At 46.4% G+C, this 19,114-nt stretch carries 9 protein-coding genes; all 9 read right to left on the reverse strand.

Features of this window, described 5'->3' with window-relative positions; all coding sequences use genetic code 11:
* Positions 1 to 28: 28 nt before the first annotated feature.
* Positions 29 to 2,869 (reverse strand): hypothetical protein, encoded by a 2,841-nt coding sequence (locus IPL17_RS00805; protein ID WP_345305170.1) that lies wholly within the window; start codon positions 2,867 to 2,869, stop codon positions 29 to 31.
* A 2-nt stretch (positions 2,870 to 2,871) separates the two neighbouring features.
* The gene (locus IPL17_RS00810) at positions 2,872 to 3,237 is read right to left on the reverse strand and encodes a hypothetical protein (protein WP_345305171.1); all 366 of its coding nucleotides are present in this window, start codon (positions 3,235 to 3,237) and stop codon (positions 2,872 to 2,874) included.
* On the reverse strand, positions 3,203 to 5,104 hold the full coding sequence (locus IPL17_RS00815) for an NERD domain-containing protein kinase family protein (RefSeq protein WP_345305172.1): 1,902 nt from the start codon (positions 5,102 to 5,104) through the stop codon (positions 3,203 to 3,205). The genes IPL17_RS00810 and IPL17_RS00815 overlap by 35 nt, the downstream gene beginning before the upstream one ends.
* 130 nt (positions 5,105 to 5,234) lie before the next feature.
* Positions 5,235 to 9,149, reverse strand: a complete 3,915-nt coding sequence (locus tag IPL17_RS00820) for a hypothetical protein (RefSeq protein WP_345305173.1) — start codon at positions 9,147 to 9,149, stop codon at positions 5,235 to 5,237.
* A gap of 41 nt (positions 9,150 to 9,190) precedes the next feature.
* Positions 9,191 to 9,901, reverse strand: coding sequence for a hypothetical protein (locus tag IPL17_RS00825; RefSeq protein ID WP_345305174.1), 711 nt, complete (start codon positions 9,899 to 9,901; stop codon positions 9,191 to 9,193).
* Between the two features lie 36 nt (positions 9,902 to 9,937).
* On the reverse strand, positions 9,938 to 12,796 hold the full coding sequence (locus IPL17_RS00830) for a hypothetical protein (protein ID WP_345305175.1): 2,859 nt from the start codon (positions 12,794 to 12,796) through the stop codon (positions 9,938 to 9,940).
* 86 nt (positions 12,797 to 12,882) lie between these two features.
* On the reverse strand, positions 12,883 to 16,320 hold the full coding sequence (locus tag IPL17_RS00835) for a tubulin-like doman-containing protein (RefSeq protein ID WP_345305176.1): 3,438 nt from the start codon (positions 16,318 to 16,320) through the stop codon (positions 12,883 to 12,885).
* Positions 16,321 to 16,357: 37 nt separating this feature from the next.
* On the reverse strand, positions 16,358 to 17,518 hold the full coding sequence (locus IPL17_RS00840) for a hypothetical protein (protein WP_345305177.1): 1,161 nt from the start codon (positions 17,516 to 17,518) through the stop codon (positions 16,358 to 16,360).
* Entirely contained in the window at positions 17,470 to 18,879 is a 1,410-nt protein-coding gene (locus IPL17_RS00845) for a vWA domain-containing protein (protein WP_345305178.1), read from the reverse strand. The genes IPL17_RS00840 and IPL17_RS00845 overlap by 49 nt, the downstream gene beginning before the upstream one ends.
* Positions 18,880 to 19,114 lie beyond the last annotated feature (235 nt).

A 19,114-nucleotide genomic window follows, 5' to 3' on the forward strand; every position in this document is an offset into this window, starting at 1 on the left:
GGTTCAGTCTGCAGCTCGCGCAATAGTTTCAGGGCATCTTCGCTTTTATGATCGTTATGAATAAGATAATGAGCCCGATCACCTGTGTATTTGATGCGGGCATTTCGCAAACCACGCTTAACATCAAGCACGCGGGATGATGGGTATCCAACCTGCGCCAGATATCCACCGCGCCGCTCCAGTTTGCACGTTTCTCTTCACTAATCGCCAATCGTGTCTCCCATTGCACTTCCACCCAGCGCCCCAAGGCACGTTCATCCTCGGTCTCAAGCAACGAGGCTTCGCGCAATCCGGCGGCCTGCCCGGCCATTTGGCGTAAGGCCTCATCATCCAGTTCGCGTTCATTACCTTGATAAGCATTGCGTTTTTGCTTAAGTGGTTCCAACTCTGTCTGACGCAGGGAATCTGCCACCAAGCGCGCGGCACGACGGGCTTCCGCAGTACGCAGGGAGAGAGTATGTGGCGGCCAATCCTTCTCTCCCGCCTGGTTTTGGTAGCCTACATAACGAAATAGTTTTAGGGCATTTAGCCGCTCGGCAAATCCTTTACGGCTGAGCTCTACCATGAGAATTTCGCCTGCCCGCTCCATCAGTTCCTGGGGCGTCGGATCATCGTCATCGGAGGATCCTTTGAGACGGTTGATCAAAGCGCGCAACCCGGGGCTGCTTACCTGCCCGTCTGCCCCCACCCGCGATTGCCGTAATGCAAACGATGGACTGGTATAGGCCTTGAAGCCAACATTATCGAACAGCCCCAGAACTTTGCATGCCTCATCATAGAGTGGTTGCATGAACGAACGGGTAGACTGGATCGCCTGCTGTATGCGTTCAAGTTCATCAGACAGGCGCGTACGCAGGTTGGCTTCGCGCTCACCGCCGCGTTCCTTCTCCTTGTTCAGTGTGGCGCTCAGAATGTTATTGGCTTCCGGTATCTCATCATCTTGCAACAAGCCCTGCGCGCGACTGATATTCAACTCGGTTACAGAGTCGGCGTACAGTTCCTGGAAACGCGGCGCCAACTGACCGGCGGTTCCCGCTTTTAGCACTTTATCTGCTATCTCAAAGACGCGACTCCACTCTCCGATGGATCGGGCGGATAGGGCATCATTCAACTGTTCGCCCACGCCCTTATATTGATCGATCTCCGATCTCAGTGTGCGCAGATCAGGAAATCCCTTAAAGCGTTCATCTTCGCTGACCTGTTTGAAGAGATCCAGCCCGGTTGCACGCTGGTTTTGATCAACCACCTTCTGGCGAACATCTTTGGCTAACTGGAGATATTCTTTCCAGGCATTTTCGGTATCATCAATCAGTTGGCGCATTGCTTGCGTTTCAGCTACCAATTTGACGATTTCTTCGGGTTTCTGCGCTTCAGGCCAGGCACTGGCCTGTCTCTCAGCCTCGACACTGGCACTGCGAGCATCAGCATATTCCTGACTACGCAAGGAAGTTTCTGCTTTACGAAGAAAATCATTCATTCCGGTCTGCATCACCGAGATCGCTACCGGACGCATCTGCACAACCTGCTCATCCAACCCTGTTAGCGCACCGAAAATATTCCTAGCCTGTAAAAGCAGAGCTAACTTGCGAACCTGGTCACTTTCCTGCAAGGCTTTTTCGTGCAAATTCTCCGCTTGTTCCTGTGCCTGAACAAAACGATCAATCTCGGCTAGTTTTTCTTCTAGTTTACGCTTCTCCTGTTCATAAAATGGCTGCTCAAGTGCTTTTCTCAATCGTTGGTACACATATCTTGGGCGAAGGAATTTATCTTTATCAGCAATATTGATTTCATATTGTGCTGTATCCTCCGAGGCTTGCTGCAACAGGGTTTGCGCCTCTCGTAATAATTCAAAAGAAGGCTTTTCTGTATTAGTAGTGGCGTCGAAGATATACTTTTCGCCCTTAGCAACACGAGCCTGAAATGTATCAACGGCTTGAGCAGTGGCTGTTACATCCCCAAATCGCATCTGAGTGGTTTCTTCACCCATTTGCGAGCGCGTCTGGTCGTAAAATATTCGAGCATCTTTCAAAATACCCTGCAGTTCATCAGGGAGTTTGCTTTCCTGATCAAGTGCCTCTGCATCATATACCGCTTCACCAAGACGGCGGATATCACGGCGTTCGCGCAGTCCGGCACGCATATTACCGATCTGCTTGCCAGAAACCTGCTCTTGTACCAATCCATCCAGTTCCTTCAAAGCCAAACGCGCGTCGCTATTTGACGGTTCCAGATTGAGGACAGCCTGGTATGATTTACGTGCTGTTGATGTGTCATTGGCGGCACGGGCAGAATTCCCTTGCGCAAGGGCTTCTTCAAGCGCTTTGTTTAGACCAGTTTGAGCCTGGGAAAATAGTTCATGGGCATGATCTTTTACCGTCCTACTGGCGCGTGTTTCCACAATCCCGGCTAACGCCACAGCTTCGCGCCATTCCTGCTTCTCAATGTACTTTCGCACCTTCTCCAACTCCAACCGTAGAATCTCCTGGTTACGGTTGGCTTCTTCACTGGCAACATCATCCATATTAATATTATCTGCAGGTCTTTCGCCTTTGCTTGAAACAGCAAATTCTTCCGCAATGGGGATCACGATCTCGGTCTTGACAGGCTCCGCAACCAGCGGCTTAGGCAACTCATCAGGTCGCTTCTCAATCACATTCTTAATAGGAGTCGCAGGTTCAACAGGCATGTCAGTGATGCCTTGCGGATAAATACCGTGGATCCCCAAATTAACCGGACAATCGTCTTTCTGCCCATCTTTTATCCAGTTTTCAAAAGCGCGAATATCAGATCCAATTACCTTTTCACGATCCGTCCCAATTGCTTCTGCAAGTTTTTCTTTAAGCTTGGCAAGTATTTCATCGTTAGACATATTCAGGCTTCCTTTTTTATGATCCAGCCAGCGTTGATGGGCTTTCTGTAATTCTGGCAATAATTCCTGAGCCGATAAATAACGGTTAGCGGGCTTCCTGTCCGTAGCTTTTTCAAGGCTTTCACAAAATCCTGATTCAACTCTTTTTCCAGACGCATCCAGTCCACTTGCGGGCCTGAGCTGGTGCAGACCTGCAGGCCATATAACATCACAAGAAAAAGACATCCCAATGACCAAACATCTCCGGCCTGAGTCCATTTTCCATTCGGGCTGAGGATCTCCGGGGGCAAATAACAGCCAGGTGTACCCGCAGTATCCACGCCTGCCTGATGGTCACTGATATGTTTGGTAAGACCAAAGTCGATCACTTTCACCTGGCCTGCCCGTGTTACCACAAAGTTGGAGGGTTTGATGTCCAAAATGGTATCCATCCCTTTTCTGGAGGACTGCGATCGTCTTCAACGCGTCCAAAGCCATTTGCAAGCGAAGCTGGAGACTGTCAGCAGCATGGGTGGCGAGATAATCTTTTAGATTATGCCCGTCAATGTATTCCCAGACCTGATAATAGATTTCATGGCTGCCAGCCGACCACTCTTTTTGGATATTCTGGTCGGTTAAGAAGGCAATATCAGTGTGAAACAGTTTTGCGGTATAGTCTGAACTTACTTCATCCAAAATTTTCATCGCGCGCATTAATTCTTTTTTGGCATTTTCGCGAGAGGGCGCGCGGGGAATTTTAATGATCACCTGTTGGTTTGTCCAGGTATTTTTTGCGAGATAGACCACACTCATTCTGGATTCTTGTATATTCCGAACAAGGGAGTAAATACCCAACTGATAACCTGACGGCAAACGAGTGACATCATAAGATTCTCTCGAAACACCCGCCTGCTGTTCAAAAACAAGGGCCGCCTCGATCAACGGGATCGCGGTCCGCTCTTCCGGGTTGAGGCCGCAATAAGCAAGGATGATTTTCTGCACTTCCTTGTCAGGATGTGAAAATTTTTTGAGTTTATTCCTGACCGACTGGGCGTCTGGTAAAAGACGATCCGTAAACAACTCCAGCATGATGATACCAAGCGCATAATAATCTGTTTGAAACCGGGCATTATGATAGATAAAGTTATAAGGAACATCATCCTTCTGAACCGGCTGTCTAAATTCAGGGGCCTGATATTTCTCGCGCGCTGACAATTCAGCCTGCATTTCAACCAGGACATTTCTGTCATCTACCGTCGGCAGGCTGTCATCCGCAAATTTGGCGAAGTCAAAGTTGATGATCTTTACTTTGTTCTCTTCCGTGCTCCAGATCACATTATCCGCGGAAAGATTGCGATGGACCACACCGGCGCTATGAGTAAAAGCCAGACCACGACAAATTTGAGACGCGATGAGATAGCGTATGTTCAACGAGGAAATTTGTCCAGCCTGGATTAAGCTGGACAAAGGCTTACCATTGACCCATTCGGTGACCACAACATATTTCCCAGGCTGTGTTGGATGCAAAAATGCCTTTTCTCCGGCTAAAACATAGTTTGACCCGCCTGTTTGATGGTCACCTGTCTTTTCAATTTTCCTGAGAGCTGATAAATCCCTGCTGTTTAATGCGTCAACGAATCTCTCGATTTCCGTGGAATTGGAAATCGAACTGGGGACCTGATAAACCTTCAATAACACCTTGGATGGATAATCATTTTTGCGGGTTGCAAAATAAGCTTTATATCGGCGTCCGGTCCATGCCTCGCTCTCGATGGCGTATCCTTGAATGGCTTCCGCTTCGCGCTTGGAAAATCCGCTCTTAATGAGGGCGAGCAACGCTTCATGCTTAACCAGTATATCCCTGCGGCCCCAATCAGCTGGTAATGTAATTTGTAACGGATCCGTCAGAGGATGAAGGGCGTCCTTATACCAAAGGATCTCTTTTTTATGCTTTTCACTATCTTCGATTTGAACTACCGGTGGTTTATCATTCGATAAACACACCATGCCTTGAACCAGAACCTTCTGGTCTGCCTCTTTTAATCGGCTCACCAGAATGCTGCATTGCCTGCCAAGTTGGGAAAAAGGACTACGGACCGTCGAAGATTTATTTGAAGTAGATTCCAACTCCCATGTGATTGCATCCCCTTTGATCACACCGCCAAAATTCTTGATCTCCAATACATATACGGCATATTGACCCAACACCACCACATCGTATTCGACCTCGCCAAGAGTTGCATCAGCAATTCTCAAACCGCAAGAATTTTATAGTCCGGCGGCAGGACATCATCAAGGTGTTTAATAACTTTTTCTTCATTTGCATATGAATCTCCAAACCGCAACAATCTTTTAGACATATCATCACCACCTATTTGAAGGTATTCTACTGCCCAACACTTACAATCGCAGCGGCATCTACGCCTATATCACCAAGCGCCCCATCTGCAATGATCATTCGAAGGCTGACCACAGATTCCTTTTCCAGAGTCCAAGTACCCAATGTCCACCAAACTCCTTTATGGTCGCTTTGATTGACCTGCGCTGGATTTGGACGTTCCACAATCTTGCTATCTGCCAATAAAACATAATCGGCAACAACCGTGGCATGATTTTCAGGGATCCAAACTAAAACTTCATATGTTCCGGGAGAAAGCCGATTGACAGGCGTCCAATCCACCCAAATAGGAACGGTGGCCTCGGTCAAGGATCGACTGGTAAAGCTGCCATTCCAGGCCTTGACATCTGTGAAAAAGTTTCCGCGATCCTTAACAGCTACCGGTTTACTATCAACCACTTCAAAGAAGGTTGCAGTAGAATCATCCATCAGGCTTGCCAGCGTCCGCCCCGCCGGGAGGGCGTCAAGCATTTGCCAATTAGACTCGTTTAGGCGGACAATCAATACCCGATCCACTGCAAATGGTGTCTGGTCGGTTAATTCTCCCAGAGTGACGCTAACACTCAATTTCTGCCCGGCATTCACCTGGTAGTCGCCTAAAAAGAGCCAGGTATCTGACCTGTTCACTTCACCGCTGCCGCGCAAAATAACTTGGCTTGTGCCGCGATAGGGTTGAACGGGCTGTCCATCCAGCAATACCTGGAATTGCTGCGGTCCTTTTGATTGTTGGAAGGTATCCACAACATAGACATCATAATACCCAGTTGTATCAAAAGGCACATCCATTGCCCAAACAACAGTGGATTTTCCAACCGCAGTATAAAAATATCCTTCCTCGTTTGCCCGGGAGTCTTGAGAAACAGCTTTTTTCCAGGGGCTTTGTTGGGCATCCAAGGAGGGTTCCAGGATGGCATAAGTGTTGTTGATCACCCAATAAGCATCACCGGTTACGGGGAGCCCCGGATACAGGGAATTAATATCTCCAGGCAGGTAAATGGAAGGCGGCACAGGTGTAAGTGAAGGTGTCACAGTCGGGTCAGGCTGGGAATCACAGTTGGGGTTGGAGTAAAAGTGGGCGTCGGAGTTAAGCTGGGAGTTGGGGTATTTGTATTTTTCTGAAGAATGCCCGGGATAAAACCCGGATAAACAAAAAACCCGATTACGAGCATGGCAAGGCATGACCAGCACGCCGGCGCCCAGCAGCAACACGCTCTGAAGAGTAGAGCCGCGGCCTTTATTCTTTTTTCCTTGTTGGTTGAGCCGCGTCCAATCGCCATACTCGAACGAATTAAGCGCTTCTTCGATATTTTCAGGAGGAAGGGTCTGACTGATCTGGGTCGTTAATCCGTGCAAGTCAGGTTTGCCAGCAACAGCATAAGCGCTCGTGAGCCAATCCTGTTTAATCCATGCACGCCGGACAGAAGTCGATGCCACGTGTTTTGTCCAGTTGACATCCAGCAACCTAGACATGGATTCAAAAAATTCCCTGGTATTGATATTTTTTGCCCGATGAATTTCCTCCCGCAAGCCATCCCCAGCCTTATCTAAAAAAGCTGGAGCCGGGCTTTGATTCCAATAAATGGGGGGTAATCTCAAGCTGGAAAATGCACGCAAATCACGCAAAAAAAGTTTGTCGGCGGCCCCAGACTGGAAAATATCCGCCTTGGTTTCGCACCAAGCTTTCCACGCACTGGCTTGTGCCAGGGAAGATTTAAGCGATTGCCACTCGGGCGTAACACCCAAAACAGCTTGCGTGCGGTCTAGCTCTGCCGCGAGAATACCAAATTCACCTTCGGCAAATGCCTTAGCGGCGCGCAAGAACTCTGCTTCTATCTTTTGCTGATGCCCGGCCGCCACGGCCGCAATTTTCTTCCAAGATTCCGCTCCAAGCATATCAAGCGAATGGATCGCCCAATCAATCAACACCTGCACCGAAACCTGTTCGATAATTGATACAGGAGTATCCATTTTCAAGCGCTGAATGGTATCCTGGAAGGATTCACGATCACCTGACTCAAAGTAATAACAACGATACAGAAAATCAATTAGTTTTTGACGCAGGGATGATGGATCGATACTGCCATGAACACTCTCGTCAACGATCGATTGAGGAATTAGTCGTATTATCTGGATTCTTTGCTCAATCTCAGCCCGTTCTCGTGAAAGTGCCTCCAAACGTGCAATGCGCTCTTCTCGTTGCGACTGTTCCTGCACGGAAACAGTCCCCAAGGCCAACTCAAGACCTTTTTCAACCGCGATCCAAAGCGGGGCGATCTCTTCGCGTCGGTAAGTATCTTCTTCACCTATAATTTTTGCCGCTTTTTCCAGTGCGGTTCTGGCCTTTTCAAGCCGGGTTACCCGGTTTTGCAGAGAGAGTAGTTCAAAGCCGTTCGAAATAACAGCCAGTCTGGCGGTTTCCTGTAAAATCTCTTGCAACCCATGAGGATTATTAGGATCTGGAAGCATAGGCAGCAAGGCGTGGTGTGCCGCTTGCAAAAGGTCGTCCACATCAGTATGACGCTGGGCCGCTTGTTCAGAAAAAATTTCATCGGCCTTGAGGCGCCATTCTGTCGGATAAGGCGAAGTTGGAATAATTTTTTCAACAAGATCCGCAACACCCCTTAAAAATGGAACTGCCTTGCCCGAAATCGCGCGCCTGACCGCATAGTTCGCAACAGGTTCTATCAATGCTCCGTCCCCGCCAAGCACAGCATGAGAATCTTCGAGTAAAGCACAATAGCTGGCAGTGTCAAAGATGGATATCTTTTCCGTTGCGGAGTCTAGCTTGACACTGGCCTCGTAGATTTTATCGTAGGCAGCGTCCTCGGCATAGTTGTATAAACCAATCTCGGCGATCTGACGGGAAGCGCGTAAATAATACTCAATTTTTTCGGGATGCTGAGCGCCAGTCTCAATGGCAAGCAAAGCCAGATCAGATAGGTTTTCTAGATGGAACGTATTATGCGTAATAGTTTGATAAGCAGAAAAAGCTTGTGATGCAGCCTCTAATACGATGTTAAGTTCACCGCGTCTCAAGGCATTCCTGGCGTCTTCATATAAGTGGAAGGCTTTCTCTTTAGATGAGCGCTTCTCTGCATTTCGGCGGCTGGCTGGAACACTGCCAATTTCTTCTTCTATAAATTTGGACGCATCTAACGGGAGACGGTCATCGAGAATGATCTTTATCATTCCATACTGTTCAGCGGCATTTTCAAACTCTTCGTCGATGTAAAAACCGCGCGCCATTTCATATAACTCGTAGAGTTCGCATTCGGCAATAAGGTAATCCAGGCCTTTTGATCTCAGGGAAGGTTTATCTTGAGAAGGAGCCGCCAGATCAGAAAAATCACGACGGGCTGATTGCCATTTACCAGAGTTTGGGGCATTATCATTAATGAAGTCTAAGATAGATTTAAGCTCAACAAAGCGCGATTCGAAATCACTGGGAGCCACTTCTTCGCCAATACGCGCTGTATATGACCATCGTCGCAAGAGGGCTGGTTCATCCGCCCATAATATACCTTCTTCAAAAGTCTGCCGGGCCAGTGTGAAAGAACGACCCTGCAAGAGGGCATAGCCGCGCTCGAAATAATCGCCGATGGATAAAACGGCCTTTGCACGATCTAGGTCGCGTTCATTAAATAAGCCAGGCGCTTTGGTACGCAATATATCCAGCGATGAGTACGCACGAATTGCGGCATCATATCCGGCCTTGCTAAGGGGTTGATCTACTGATTTTGTTTTTTCTGCCTCATCTTCAGCTGTTTTCAAATAATTTTGAGCCATTGCAGACAGACGGTCATCCGTTTGAGACCAAAAGTTTACTAGTTGGCGCACTTCCGCCTGCACCTCAGCCGCCGTCTTTGGGCGGGCGTCTATGTTTCGGTGTAATAGTTTACTCAAGAGGCGCTGCAAGCCCCAGGTCATTTTTCCGCCATGATGCTTTAAGATCGGCTCGGCTTTTCCTTCAATTCACCGATCGAATACTCCAGTGCATGCCCGCTAATCATTGAAAGCAAATAGACCCCGCCTAAAAGTACATCTCGTGAAACTCCGCGTTTTTGTTCGCCTTTAATCTCTTCAAGCGTGCCAAAATCGGTAAGTTTAAGCTGACCGCCCCATTTTCCATCATTTTCAACCCACCAAAGATTTTCAAATTTCAGGTCAATAAAGGATTTTTTCAAACGAGTGTGCAGAATATCCAGGATCCGGTAGAGATGCCATGCAATCGTCAAAGATTGTATTTCTGAAAAAAGTCCCTGCTTTAATAAAAACGGTACTTCCCGGCCTGAAATGAACTCCATTACAATGTAGGGCACACCGGGCATATCAGGCTCGGAATGATATTCGCTTAAACCATAATAAACAGGGGCGATCTTCAAAGTTTCATCAAGAAGATCCCTGCTCTCATCTTCAAGATGCATCAGAAAAGCAAGAGTTTCTCCTTCTTTATAGAACATCTGACGGGCAAGAGGAAAGTCAAGCCCTTTCATGATTTTTATAGCGACCCTGACCGGCTCAGGCTGATTAGGCAAAGATAATTTACCCAAGTAGACTTCGCCGGTCAAGCCAGAAGACAATTTACGTTCAATAATTAATGGATGTCCATCATGATCAAGCTGCTGGCCATCTGAAAACAGGTTTTTGTTTATCATATTGACTTTCCTCCAAAAACTTCGAAAATAACCGATTTACCAGCCCGTCCAAACCGGTTCATCAAGTTCACAGATGATGACGGTATGGAACGAGTTTGCCAGCCGATCGAGTTCACCTCTTGCCTTCCATTCAGTGAACTCCCCAACTAAAGAATTACGTACAGTACGCGCTTCCGGCTTGGAAGCAGTCTCTTTGACCAAATTTGTAAGGGCTGAAATATAATTTAGTCGTCGGGATGAGCTAAAATAGTTTTGCGGGTTTTGGTTAATATCTGATGCATTTGGCAACTCGAGTGCAAAACGCCGTAAAGCCAACAATAACCCGTCTTTTCCCACCGGCGCAAGAGATAAAGGTGAAAAATCTTGAACACCATTGACGATCCAATAGGGTTGTCGCCCGGTTTCATCATGATGAGTATGGATCACCCCGGTAAACAGGGCTTGAAAAAAAAGGGTCACCAGCTGCGGTTCAGCAAGCAATATGGTCATTTCAGGAGAAAGCGAAATCCTGACTCGATTCAATTTCCATAGCCGTTTTTCATAAATTGTTGCGGCACGTTCCTGTTCATAAAGATGGATGTTTTCAGGCTGCCTTTCAATATAGTCACGCTGGAATTCTTGAAGCAATGTTATTACACTAAGCGGCATATTGAGGCGCAAGGTAAAAGAAGTAACACGTGTTCTTTGCCCCCCCCCGAGTTCGTTAATATCGAAACGCGGCGTATTTGGAAAAATATCATTGACAAGATCACGGCTAAGAAGGGGATCATGTGAAATCAAATAGGAACGTCTGGTGGCGGCATTTTTAAATCTGGCTGCTGCATTCTGATCATAACGAATATACGCATCTTCCGCACGCCGCAAAAAATCCGCGAGAAGTTTTATACGGCGACCAAACCAATTGGTCGTTAAGTCAGATTCTAATGATTCGGTTTGTGAATAGGCTAATTGCGTCAACGTTGTTGAAAAAGCCAGGGCTTGGTCGGCCTTAAAACAAATATCCGCCGGTGGAGTCATTGCAGGCGTGACAGAAGCCGGCCAACAAATCAGGTAAAGTTGCGGCAACCTATCAGGCACAATATGTATCCACCACTCCAGACGCTGACGGATGCGGTTAAAAGATGTACTTGCTTCCATCCCTATCTTGGAGAGTTCTGGTCGAACAGTGTCAGTATAATATTTTTCAAGCTCATTTATGTCTTGATTGGATTCTGCCAAAACTGAACGATAGATACGATCAGCAGATGAATCAGAAATTGCAATTTCAGCCTCGTCTCTCTGAGACTTCAAGATCGCATAGATGCCGGATGGAAGATCCTCTGTTTTGGCGCCGCTAGATTCTCTCCAATTGGATGACTCTGGATTAGTATTGCGCCAATTAAGAGTTGGAGACGGAAGGGTGGATTCATTCTCATTCAAAGGGAATAGACTTTTTTCCCAAGCGCCCAAATCAGCAGAGAGAAATTGAATAATTTCACGCCACTTGAATAACAAATACTGAAAATTAGACCGTTCAGGGACATTTGGCCGGGACAGATTACCATCATTTAACCATTTTTCACAACCGGACAAGTGTCCATCCAGCCAAGCGAGTGCCATGTTGGCATGCCCCAAATCGGCAGGAATTTGGTTGAGGTAGTGCGTCAGTGAATGAGAAACCTGCGCCTGGAAGAGTGAAATAAACTTTGGAGATAAATCTGGAATAGTTTCAAAATAATTCTGGCTATTAGCCTCCAATAGCCAGAGAAAGACAGGGTGAGGGAAAGGACCATTCAATAAAAATTGGCGGGCAAGGCTGCGCAGGGATGGTTCAGCTTGAAATGAAGATTTTTTCACCAACCCTTCTTCTACACCTTCCTGCTCCCCGTGTAATACCGCGTCCGCCAAGCGGACCGAAATATAACGTTTAATTTCATTGAGCGGAATGTATAGTGTAGCAGTCCCTACACTGTGAATCACCGGCAAGTGGGATTCCTGACGAATCTCTCCGGAAGAACGCAAATCATTAATCAAATTCTCCCACAAGAAACGAGCGGATGGATGCAAAAACGTAAATAGCGACTCGGCCAGTAATTGAGCAACATCAACTTCCTGATGTTGCTCCAATGTCTGCGGCATTGAACCATCAAGGATGAATAAATAATCAAGCAATGCTGATTCAACAACGAGTGATTGCCCAAAAGAAGTATTCATACGATGCGGGCCGGTAAAAGTCATGCGGCTAATTTCGCGACAAGCCGCAAAAATCTCATCGGGCGGCAAGCTGGATGCTGTTGATGCACGAAGAGAAAGAATCGCCGAAACACGTGAAAACAAACCTGTACGCCCCAGGTTTTGTGGAAAGTTGCGCAAAATTTGAAGCGCATCCCCTACCATTCCAATTGCAGATTCAGCCAGACTCCCAATAAAATAAACCTGGACATCGCTTCCCAGATCCAGCAAGTTTTCTTGAAGCCATTCCTGATAGCGCTTGTAGTTAATTACCTGTTGAAATAAAGCATTAGAGGATGCGCGGGCAGACTGCATTGCTCCGTTAGTGACATATGACATACCAGTTTTTTGTAGTTCAATTACACGAATCTGCCTTCCAATTGCAGCAGACAATGTTGTTGGACTTTCTGTTAACAATAATGCACGGATGGATGCGCTTCTATTCGTCTGGTCCTGTAAAACTTTCTCCATCAGCAAAGCAAGTGCCTGGTCGCCTGTTTTTCCGATTGCAATAATCAGTGTCGGGGGATACTCTCCTTCCCGTTGCTCCTTGAGAGAAGAAGGGAGAGCAGAAATTACTCCATCTGCTTTTGCGCGGACGGGTTTGACATCTGGCGCCGACGGCCAGTTCAGAAATTGCTGGTTTTCACGGCTGCGAAACGGCAGAAAATCTCTCAAAGGCATAAATATCTTCGTTTTAGCACCAATGGTAGTGACTGTTTGCCGCCGCGCGACTGACCCGCAGCCACTATCACTGGTGCATCAAATTGTTATTTGGAAGACAAATTCTCAAATGCCTGAATTGCCTTCAGGTATACGACTTTAGAGACATCCGCCAGATCTTCATGTTCCTGACCGATAGTCTTCCGCAAAACTTCATCACTGATCGCTGCGCGGCGATTTACAACATCAGCCAAAATGGTATCGACTACGCCTTTTGGATCTTCAATTTGCTGGCGATACGCTTTTATGGTTTTGGCTTTACCCAGATCACGCTGCGCCTTTAAAATGGCATCCAGCAATTTTTCCCAATCCACATATCGCTGCTGATTCATACCTGGCCGCTGGTCAACACCCTCCATTACAAAATTGTGAATCACCTGAAAAATATCTTCCTTAACCGCGCCATACATAGATTTACTTGGAACACTCAAATACAGCGGCTCCACATCTTCTGGGAGCTGATAAGCCCAGTACGAGCCGCCATCTCCCTCCGCTACCTTTATGAAACCGAGTGCATAAGCGCGCAAGAACATTTCAAAACGTTCCTTATCCTCCAAAAGAGCCACTACTTCGGGGTGCAACGTACGATAGTTTTTACCGATTAGCTTGGGAATATCTGATTCATAAACACAGGCATTGATCTCTGCCGGGAAGATGTGCAATTCCGCAGCAGGAATTCCGCGATGAGGGTCAGTCACCTGCTGGATATATGCATCTCGACAGGCCTGCCACATTTGGAAATCCATACTCGGGATGAGATCATCTGAACGAACAATAGTCAACTTGTGATGGTCTTCCGAATCCACCAGCGTAAGGCTGGCACCCTTAATATTGGGATTGCGATCCTTCATTTCGGTTTCAAATTCACTAAAATACCTAGTGGTTTCATCATCCACATTGGAATGAGCTCGAATATAGCAGGCTACAACTTCCGGTCCCAGCACAGAAGTCGCAGGCATATACAGCGGCTCAGCCAGTTTATCCACCGACTCTGCCAGTTTCGTCCCTGTTGGATATATTTTCATTACTTCTTTTGCCAAAGGACGTTCCTTATAAATGGCCTTGAATGGTCGTTGGGCTAATTTCAAAATCATTTCCAGGTTGATCGTAGATGCATTTTCTCCCTCACGACGGAAAGCAGAGAAGGCATTAGGTTGACTGGGGTCATCGGATGGAAATTCAATACCACAAGTTGTACGAAGGCCATCCGCTGTTTCAAGCACGTCCCACTTCAACCGATCAAGGGCTTCAGCAACAAAAGCTGCATCCGTCTTATACTCATGTTCACCAATGAGCTGGCTGATTTTGTTCATTCGCTTGTCAATCTCATGATTAACATTGACATTGGCAAGTGACTCCATTGCTTCAGGGTATAAGCCATTCACCTTTATATTTTGGTCACCAGTGGCAAGATGGGTAATCCAACTTTGAATGTCATTAAGTCCTTTTTCCGCAATTGCCCGCATTTCAAGGGTAGTCTCAGCCAAGACATCCAGCAAAATATCGTCTTTGCGAACATCAATATCACGTTGTTCCGCCATTAGATAGTTGCGTTGAGCGCGGTGGGCATCAGGATGAGTAAAATCATCCCAAAATGGTAGCCAACATTTTTTCCCACGTAACCGTTCATATTCTTTCAATGAAGAGTCTGCAGCCTGACGTGTCCGTGCCGCAAGCCGCAAATTCTCATTTCGAGTCTGGCGTACCGAGTTTAGGAATTTAACAAAGTAATCGAAGTTATCAAGAAGACCTAAATAAGATGAGCGCACATAACCGATCTTGCCGCCACGCGCTACCTGCGGATCAGGGGAATCGCCGTTCAGAGCGTGAAGTGTCCATGCCTTCAAGAGATGCCGGAAGCGAGCCACCTGCGCGTTTTTAGCTTGTTCAAGCGCTTTGCCGTATTTACCACGTAAACGCTCACCGCCCGCAGTATCTACTCCATAATGCTCCTGACGAACCGCAGGAACTTTATTCTTGATACGAGAGAAGGCCGAATCAGGAGTATCACCTGCCACCCGACTAGGAGCAACATATCCCCAAATTGGGTGGTTCAATTCATCTTGAATATCACGCATGATGAGTTTACCTTCATCATCCTGGCTGATATCAGTTAGCGCAGAAAGATAGCGGCTATTTCCAACAGTAAGTCCCCCACGCGCAATTTGCTGAATCATTCCATCATTACGCAATCCTTCTTTTTCACGCACCTCGGCAAGCAGGGGAAGGAATTTCGTGTTCGGAATTTCCTTGCCATTCACATTACTCGCGCTAGAAAACATGAACTTAAGTGCAGATTGAACTCCACTCTCGCCGTCAGGAACTTCGCGGTTACGAATCTCCGAAACGCCAGTCACGCGTCCCTTGTCATTTACTTCAGGAGCAAGGAATTGGCGTAAAACATCCAAAGCTAGCTGGTGGGAGAATTTTTCTTCCGCATAAAAAACAGGCACTTTCAAAGTGTAAGAGCCAATGGCTGAATGATAAGGACGGCGGGGCAGTTGAGCCAATTTGCCGGCTAAATTCGTCGTAATAAATTCAGTATAAGCCTTCCCTGCTTGTTCGTCCAAAATCGCAGAAACAACATGTGCCACGCCCGGAAACAATCCTTCTTCTGCGCGCACATTATCAAGCGAGTTGACGGTTTGCCGAGCTGGGTCCACCATGTAACTAACATCATAAGCACGACGATCCAAGCGCAGGCGGAGATCCTGATTGGATTCGTGATAATTGATCTGGCGCAGGCCAAAACGCTCACTAACGATCATAAAGCGGTCAAGTTCACGCCATGCCGCAAAAGAGCGTGCCAGCATATCTCGGCCCTCACCCAAACCGCCGGCTGTAAACGCCCGCGGCAGAATAAAGAAACCGCGTACAACATAATTGTTGGCGACCACCTTAGCCGCCTGGGCACGAACCAACAACGCCATATCCACCAACATACCGGCGCCTGTCCCGCCCGCCAAAGAGCCCACGATAATTATTTCCATCTGCGTATCGCGCGATACTTTGCCCTGCAAATCCTGCATAGCTGCGCGTAAGCGAGACAAGATCTCAGAACGCTGAATAGCTGCTAAGTCACGGAAGATGGAAATGCGCCCCATATGACGGATTTGCCCGCTGCCCTCTTTGGTATTAAAAGCTGCAGGAGGGAGTTTTGACAGGAAAGACTTTGCCGGGAACCATTGCAAATGAGGGTATTTTCCGGCGGCGATTTCACTGACAAGTGAACCAATATTATCCCCAATTGGAATAAATTCTTTACCTTCAACCAAGCGCACAGCTCCCGCGCTGATATCTTCTTCTTTTTTACGCTTCCCCGTCTGCCCTGTTTCCGCCGTTGTACGTGTAGTGGTATCAAATGAGAGTAATTTGACGCCTGACGGCATGGTGCCCCCGCCAATTTCCAATAACTCCTTTTTGAGGAAAGTGAGCACCCATTGACCGGTGCCGCCAAGACCGATGATAATCGCTGGACGAGTCATTTTTATACTCCTTTAACTTAGGTGGTTTTCTATATGTTCATTCAACAGGCTCAAACAACATTTGAGCCATAGTGTCATCGCTATACATAGTGGGGGTTTTTGGATACAGATCAACCGAGAACTTGCGTCCGTTTGTAGACACACAATCTACCCGAATTCCCTGCGCTTCATCTGAATATAATCCGCCCGAAGCCTCATCTCGTTGTTTGGTAGTACGGCGTTTTTTACCAATATTTTGCGCTTTCATATATTTCAAAGCCAGTTGCGGATATGGATCCAGTTCACGGTTTTTTATTTTTCGAAAATTCGTGCCATTATACAAACCAAATTCAGCAATAGGCGCTGAACCATCTACAAGAATAAGTGAACCAGAGACTTTATTCGTTCGAATGGCAATGTTATAAGCAATTATTGTCAAGATCGTGGCAATAATGATGCCTAAAATACCATAATAAGTACTAGTGCGGCACATCAGGCAATCGTCTCTTGAAAACTCAACCTTAACCTCTCGACGATAAGTCCAATAACCTTGTTCCATTTTGTCAACACCAACAGTCAATGTCAGAATATGGGAGCCTTCATATCCAAAATTTTGGAATTGTCCTATAAATTCACCCGGGACCGCTGGATCGGGTTGAAGGATGATGATCTCTGTGTTAATTGCCTCTTCTAATTCTTCGTCTTCTTCACCATCTTCGACTTTAGGTAAATAGGTAAGCTGCGCAGTAATCGCATCCTCCTGGTTAATAAAGATGGAATCAGGGTTTGGAAGAATATTGCCATTTTCATCGGTGATTTTCACCCGTACAGGAAATACTGACACAGGCAGCGGCCAGCCATCCATAATAGTTCCATGAATACCTATCTTAGTTTCACCTGTTACCGGCGAGAGCGCCACTATCTCGAAAGGAGTAACATCCAATCCGGAAAATTCACCATCGACACTAAATAAGGTGAGGGTCTTATCGAAGACCTGGTTTTCATTCGCGGACTCTACAACAGGTTCGCCTTCATGGATGCGAGTTTTTCCAACAATGGATATTTTATATGTCCCAGCTAGAGGAACCTGTAACGGTTGTTCGGCAATGAAGTTCTTTTTATCAATATCCCACTTGAGAGGATAGGTAATTTCCTTACCATCTGGATCAGTTACATTGGCTTGAACATCGATAGCAAAAAGGGCCTTGTCGGATTGCAAAATAACTGCCCCATTGTTAGAGTCATCGAAAAGGGTAAACTCCAATTAAATGGATCAGCCTCGTTGAAAAATGGCTCACGATCATATTGTGGAATTTGTGAAAATGGGGCGGTCTGACGAAAATCAGACTGAATCGGTTGATAAAAAACATCAAGGCCGGACGGATTACTTGTAGACATATTCCAAATACCCGGATAAGGATTTAGTATAGTATATGTCTCATTTGCGCCAAATTGATAATAACCATTGTCTGGATCAAGGGTGAAACCACCTGTAGCTTGGCCTCCTTGGATGGTATGGGTTGTTCCCTCAGCATCTTTATAAGAAAGAGTGAATTGTACGTCTGCACTTTGCTTATAGGCTGTGACAATCATTCTATTCAAGTAGGGATTAACTGCAAAACTGGGACCCGTTAATAAGCTAGGACGCACGCCAACTAATTGGGAAAGGATTTCACGCAAGCTGGAAGGTATTTGGTTTTGACGTTGATTTTTCCTGACGTAACCAGAATAATCTTGTGACATGCCGTCCAGTTGACTTATTGCCGATGGAACGTAATCTTCATCACTATTATGAAGCAAAAGTGTGAACAAATAAGTACTTTCACCATACGATTCAAAAGAAACTGGGTAGCTTTCAAGACATGCTGTCGTCTTTTCAACAGGGGGGGTGTTATTTTGATAGTCTTTACGAACATCTGCAAGACAAGACTCGCGGCTTTTCAAATCACTTGCAAAAGAGAAACGACCATCTACCAGTGAACGCAAAGCGATAGTGTTAGCATTGTAGTCAGATCCTTCGCAACCGCTTTTACCACAGGGAAGACCATCAGTGATGAAAATAATGGCCTTTTTACGTGGCTCGGCTTCATCTACCTGATTCCGCTCGAACATTTTTTCAGCTTCTACAAAAGCGGGTTCCGGATAGGTGCTCCCTAAATTATCCGCTATTACTCTAGGACGAAGTTCTTCTCGAATACGGCGTGCATCCGTTGCAGTGCCAGGATCAATATCGTATAATTCAACATCAACTCGGGTACGTTCTTCAGCTCCAAAGGAAATAACACCAATACGATGGCGACTATCAGGGCATTGATTCATAGCCAAATCCACCAATATATCGATCATGCCTTCCACCGCATATTTTCGATTCTTGATAGCATCGTTACGGCTCATGCTATCAGATTGATCAACAATGAATATTACATCTAAGTTCGAACATGGCGAAGAAGTCGCCGCTTGTAGAGTAACTTGCTCTTTTTCAACAACCGCCATGGCTTGTGCTTTCATCACATCAGTTGCGCTAAATATTATTGAAAAAGCCATAAGGACCGCAAACACACGGTAAATTCTACTCAACATCAGCATCCTCCTGAATATAATTGCATGTATAAAACTAGGTTTTCTGCTATGAGCGCGAAACGAATGGTAATAAAATTAGTAAGGAAATCAAAAACTACTCCCAGCAAAGGTTTCATTCTTTCAAAGGTAATGAATAGGAACAAAATAATATCCCCCATAAAAACTAAACCAAGAGCTGTATTACTCTGAAGATTAGTGTAATCATTACTTGAAAGAAAAATCCAACCCATGAAAA

Source organism: Candidatus Villigracilis saccharophilus, from assembly GCF_016711665.1.

Excerpts from the sequence above, each read along its gene's own strand:
- IPL17_RS00845 (WP_345305178.1), bottom strand. The coding sequence starts at position 18,879 with ATGTTGAGTAGAATTTACCGTGTGTTTGCGGTCCTTATGGCTTTTTCA.
- IPL17_RS00805 (WP_345305170.1), bottom strand. The coding sequence starts at position 2,869 with ATGTCTAACGATGAAATACTTGCCAAGCTTAAAGAAAAACTTGCAGAA.
- IPL17_RS00830 (WP_345305175.1), bottom strand. The coding sequence starts at position 12,796 with ATGCCTTTGAGAGATTTTCTGCCGTTTCGCAGCCGTGAAAACCAGCAA.
- IPL17_RS00835 (WP_345305176.1), bottom strand. The coding sequence starts at position 16,320 with ATGACTCGTCCAGCGATTATCATCGGTCTTGGCGGCACCGGTCAATGG.
- IPL17_RS00825 (WP_345305174.1), bottom strand. The coding sequence starts at position 9,901 with ATGATAAACAAAAACCTGTTTTCAGATGGCCAGCAGCTTGATCATGAT.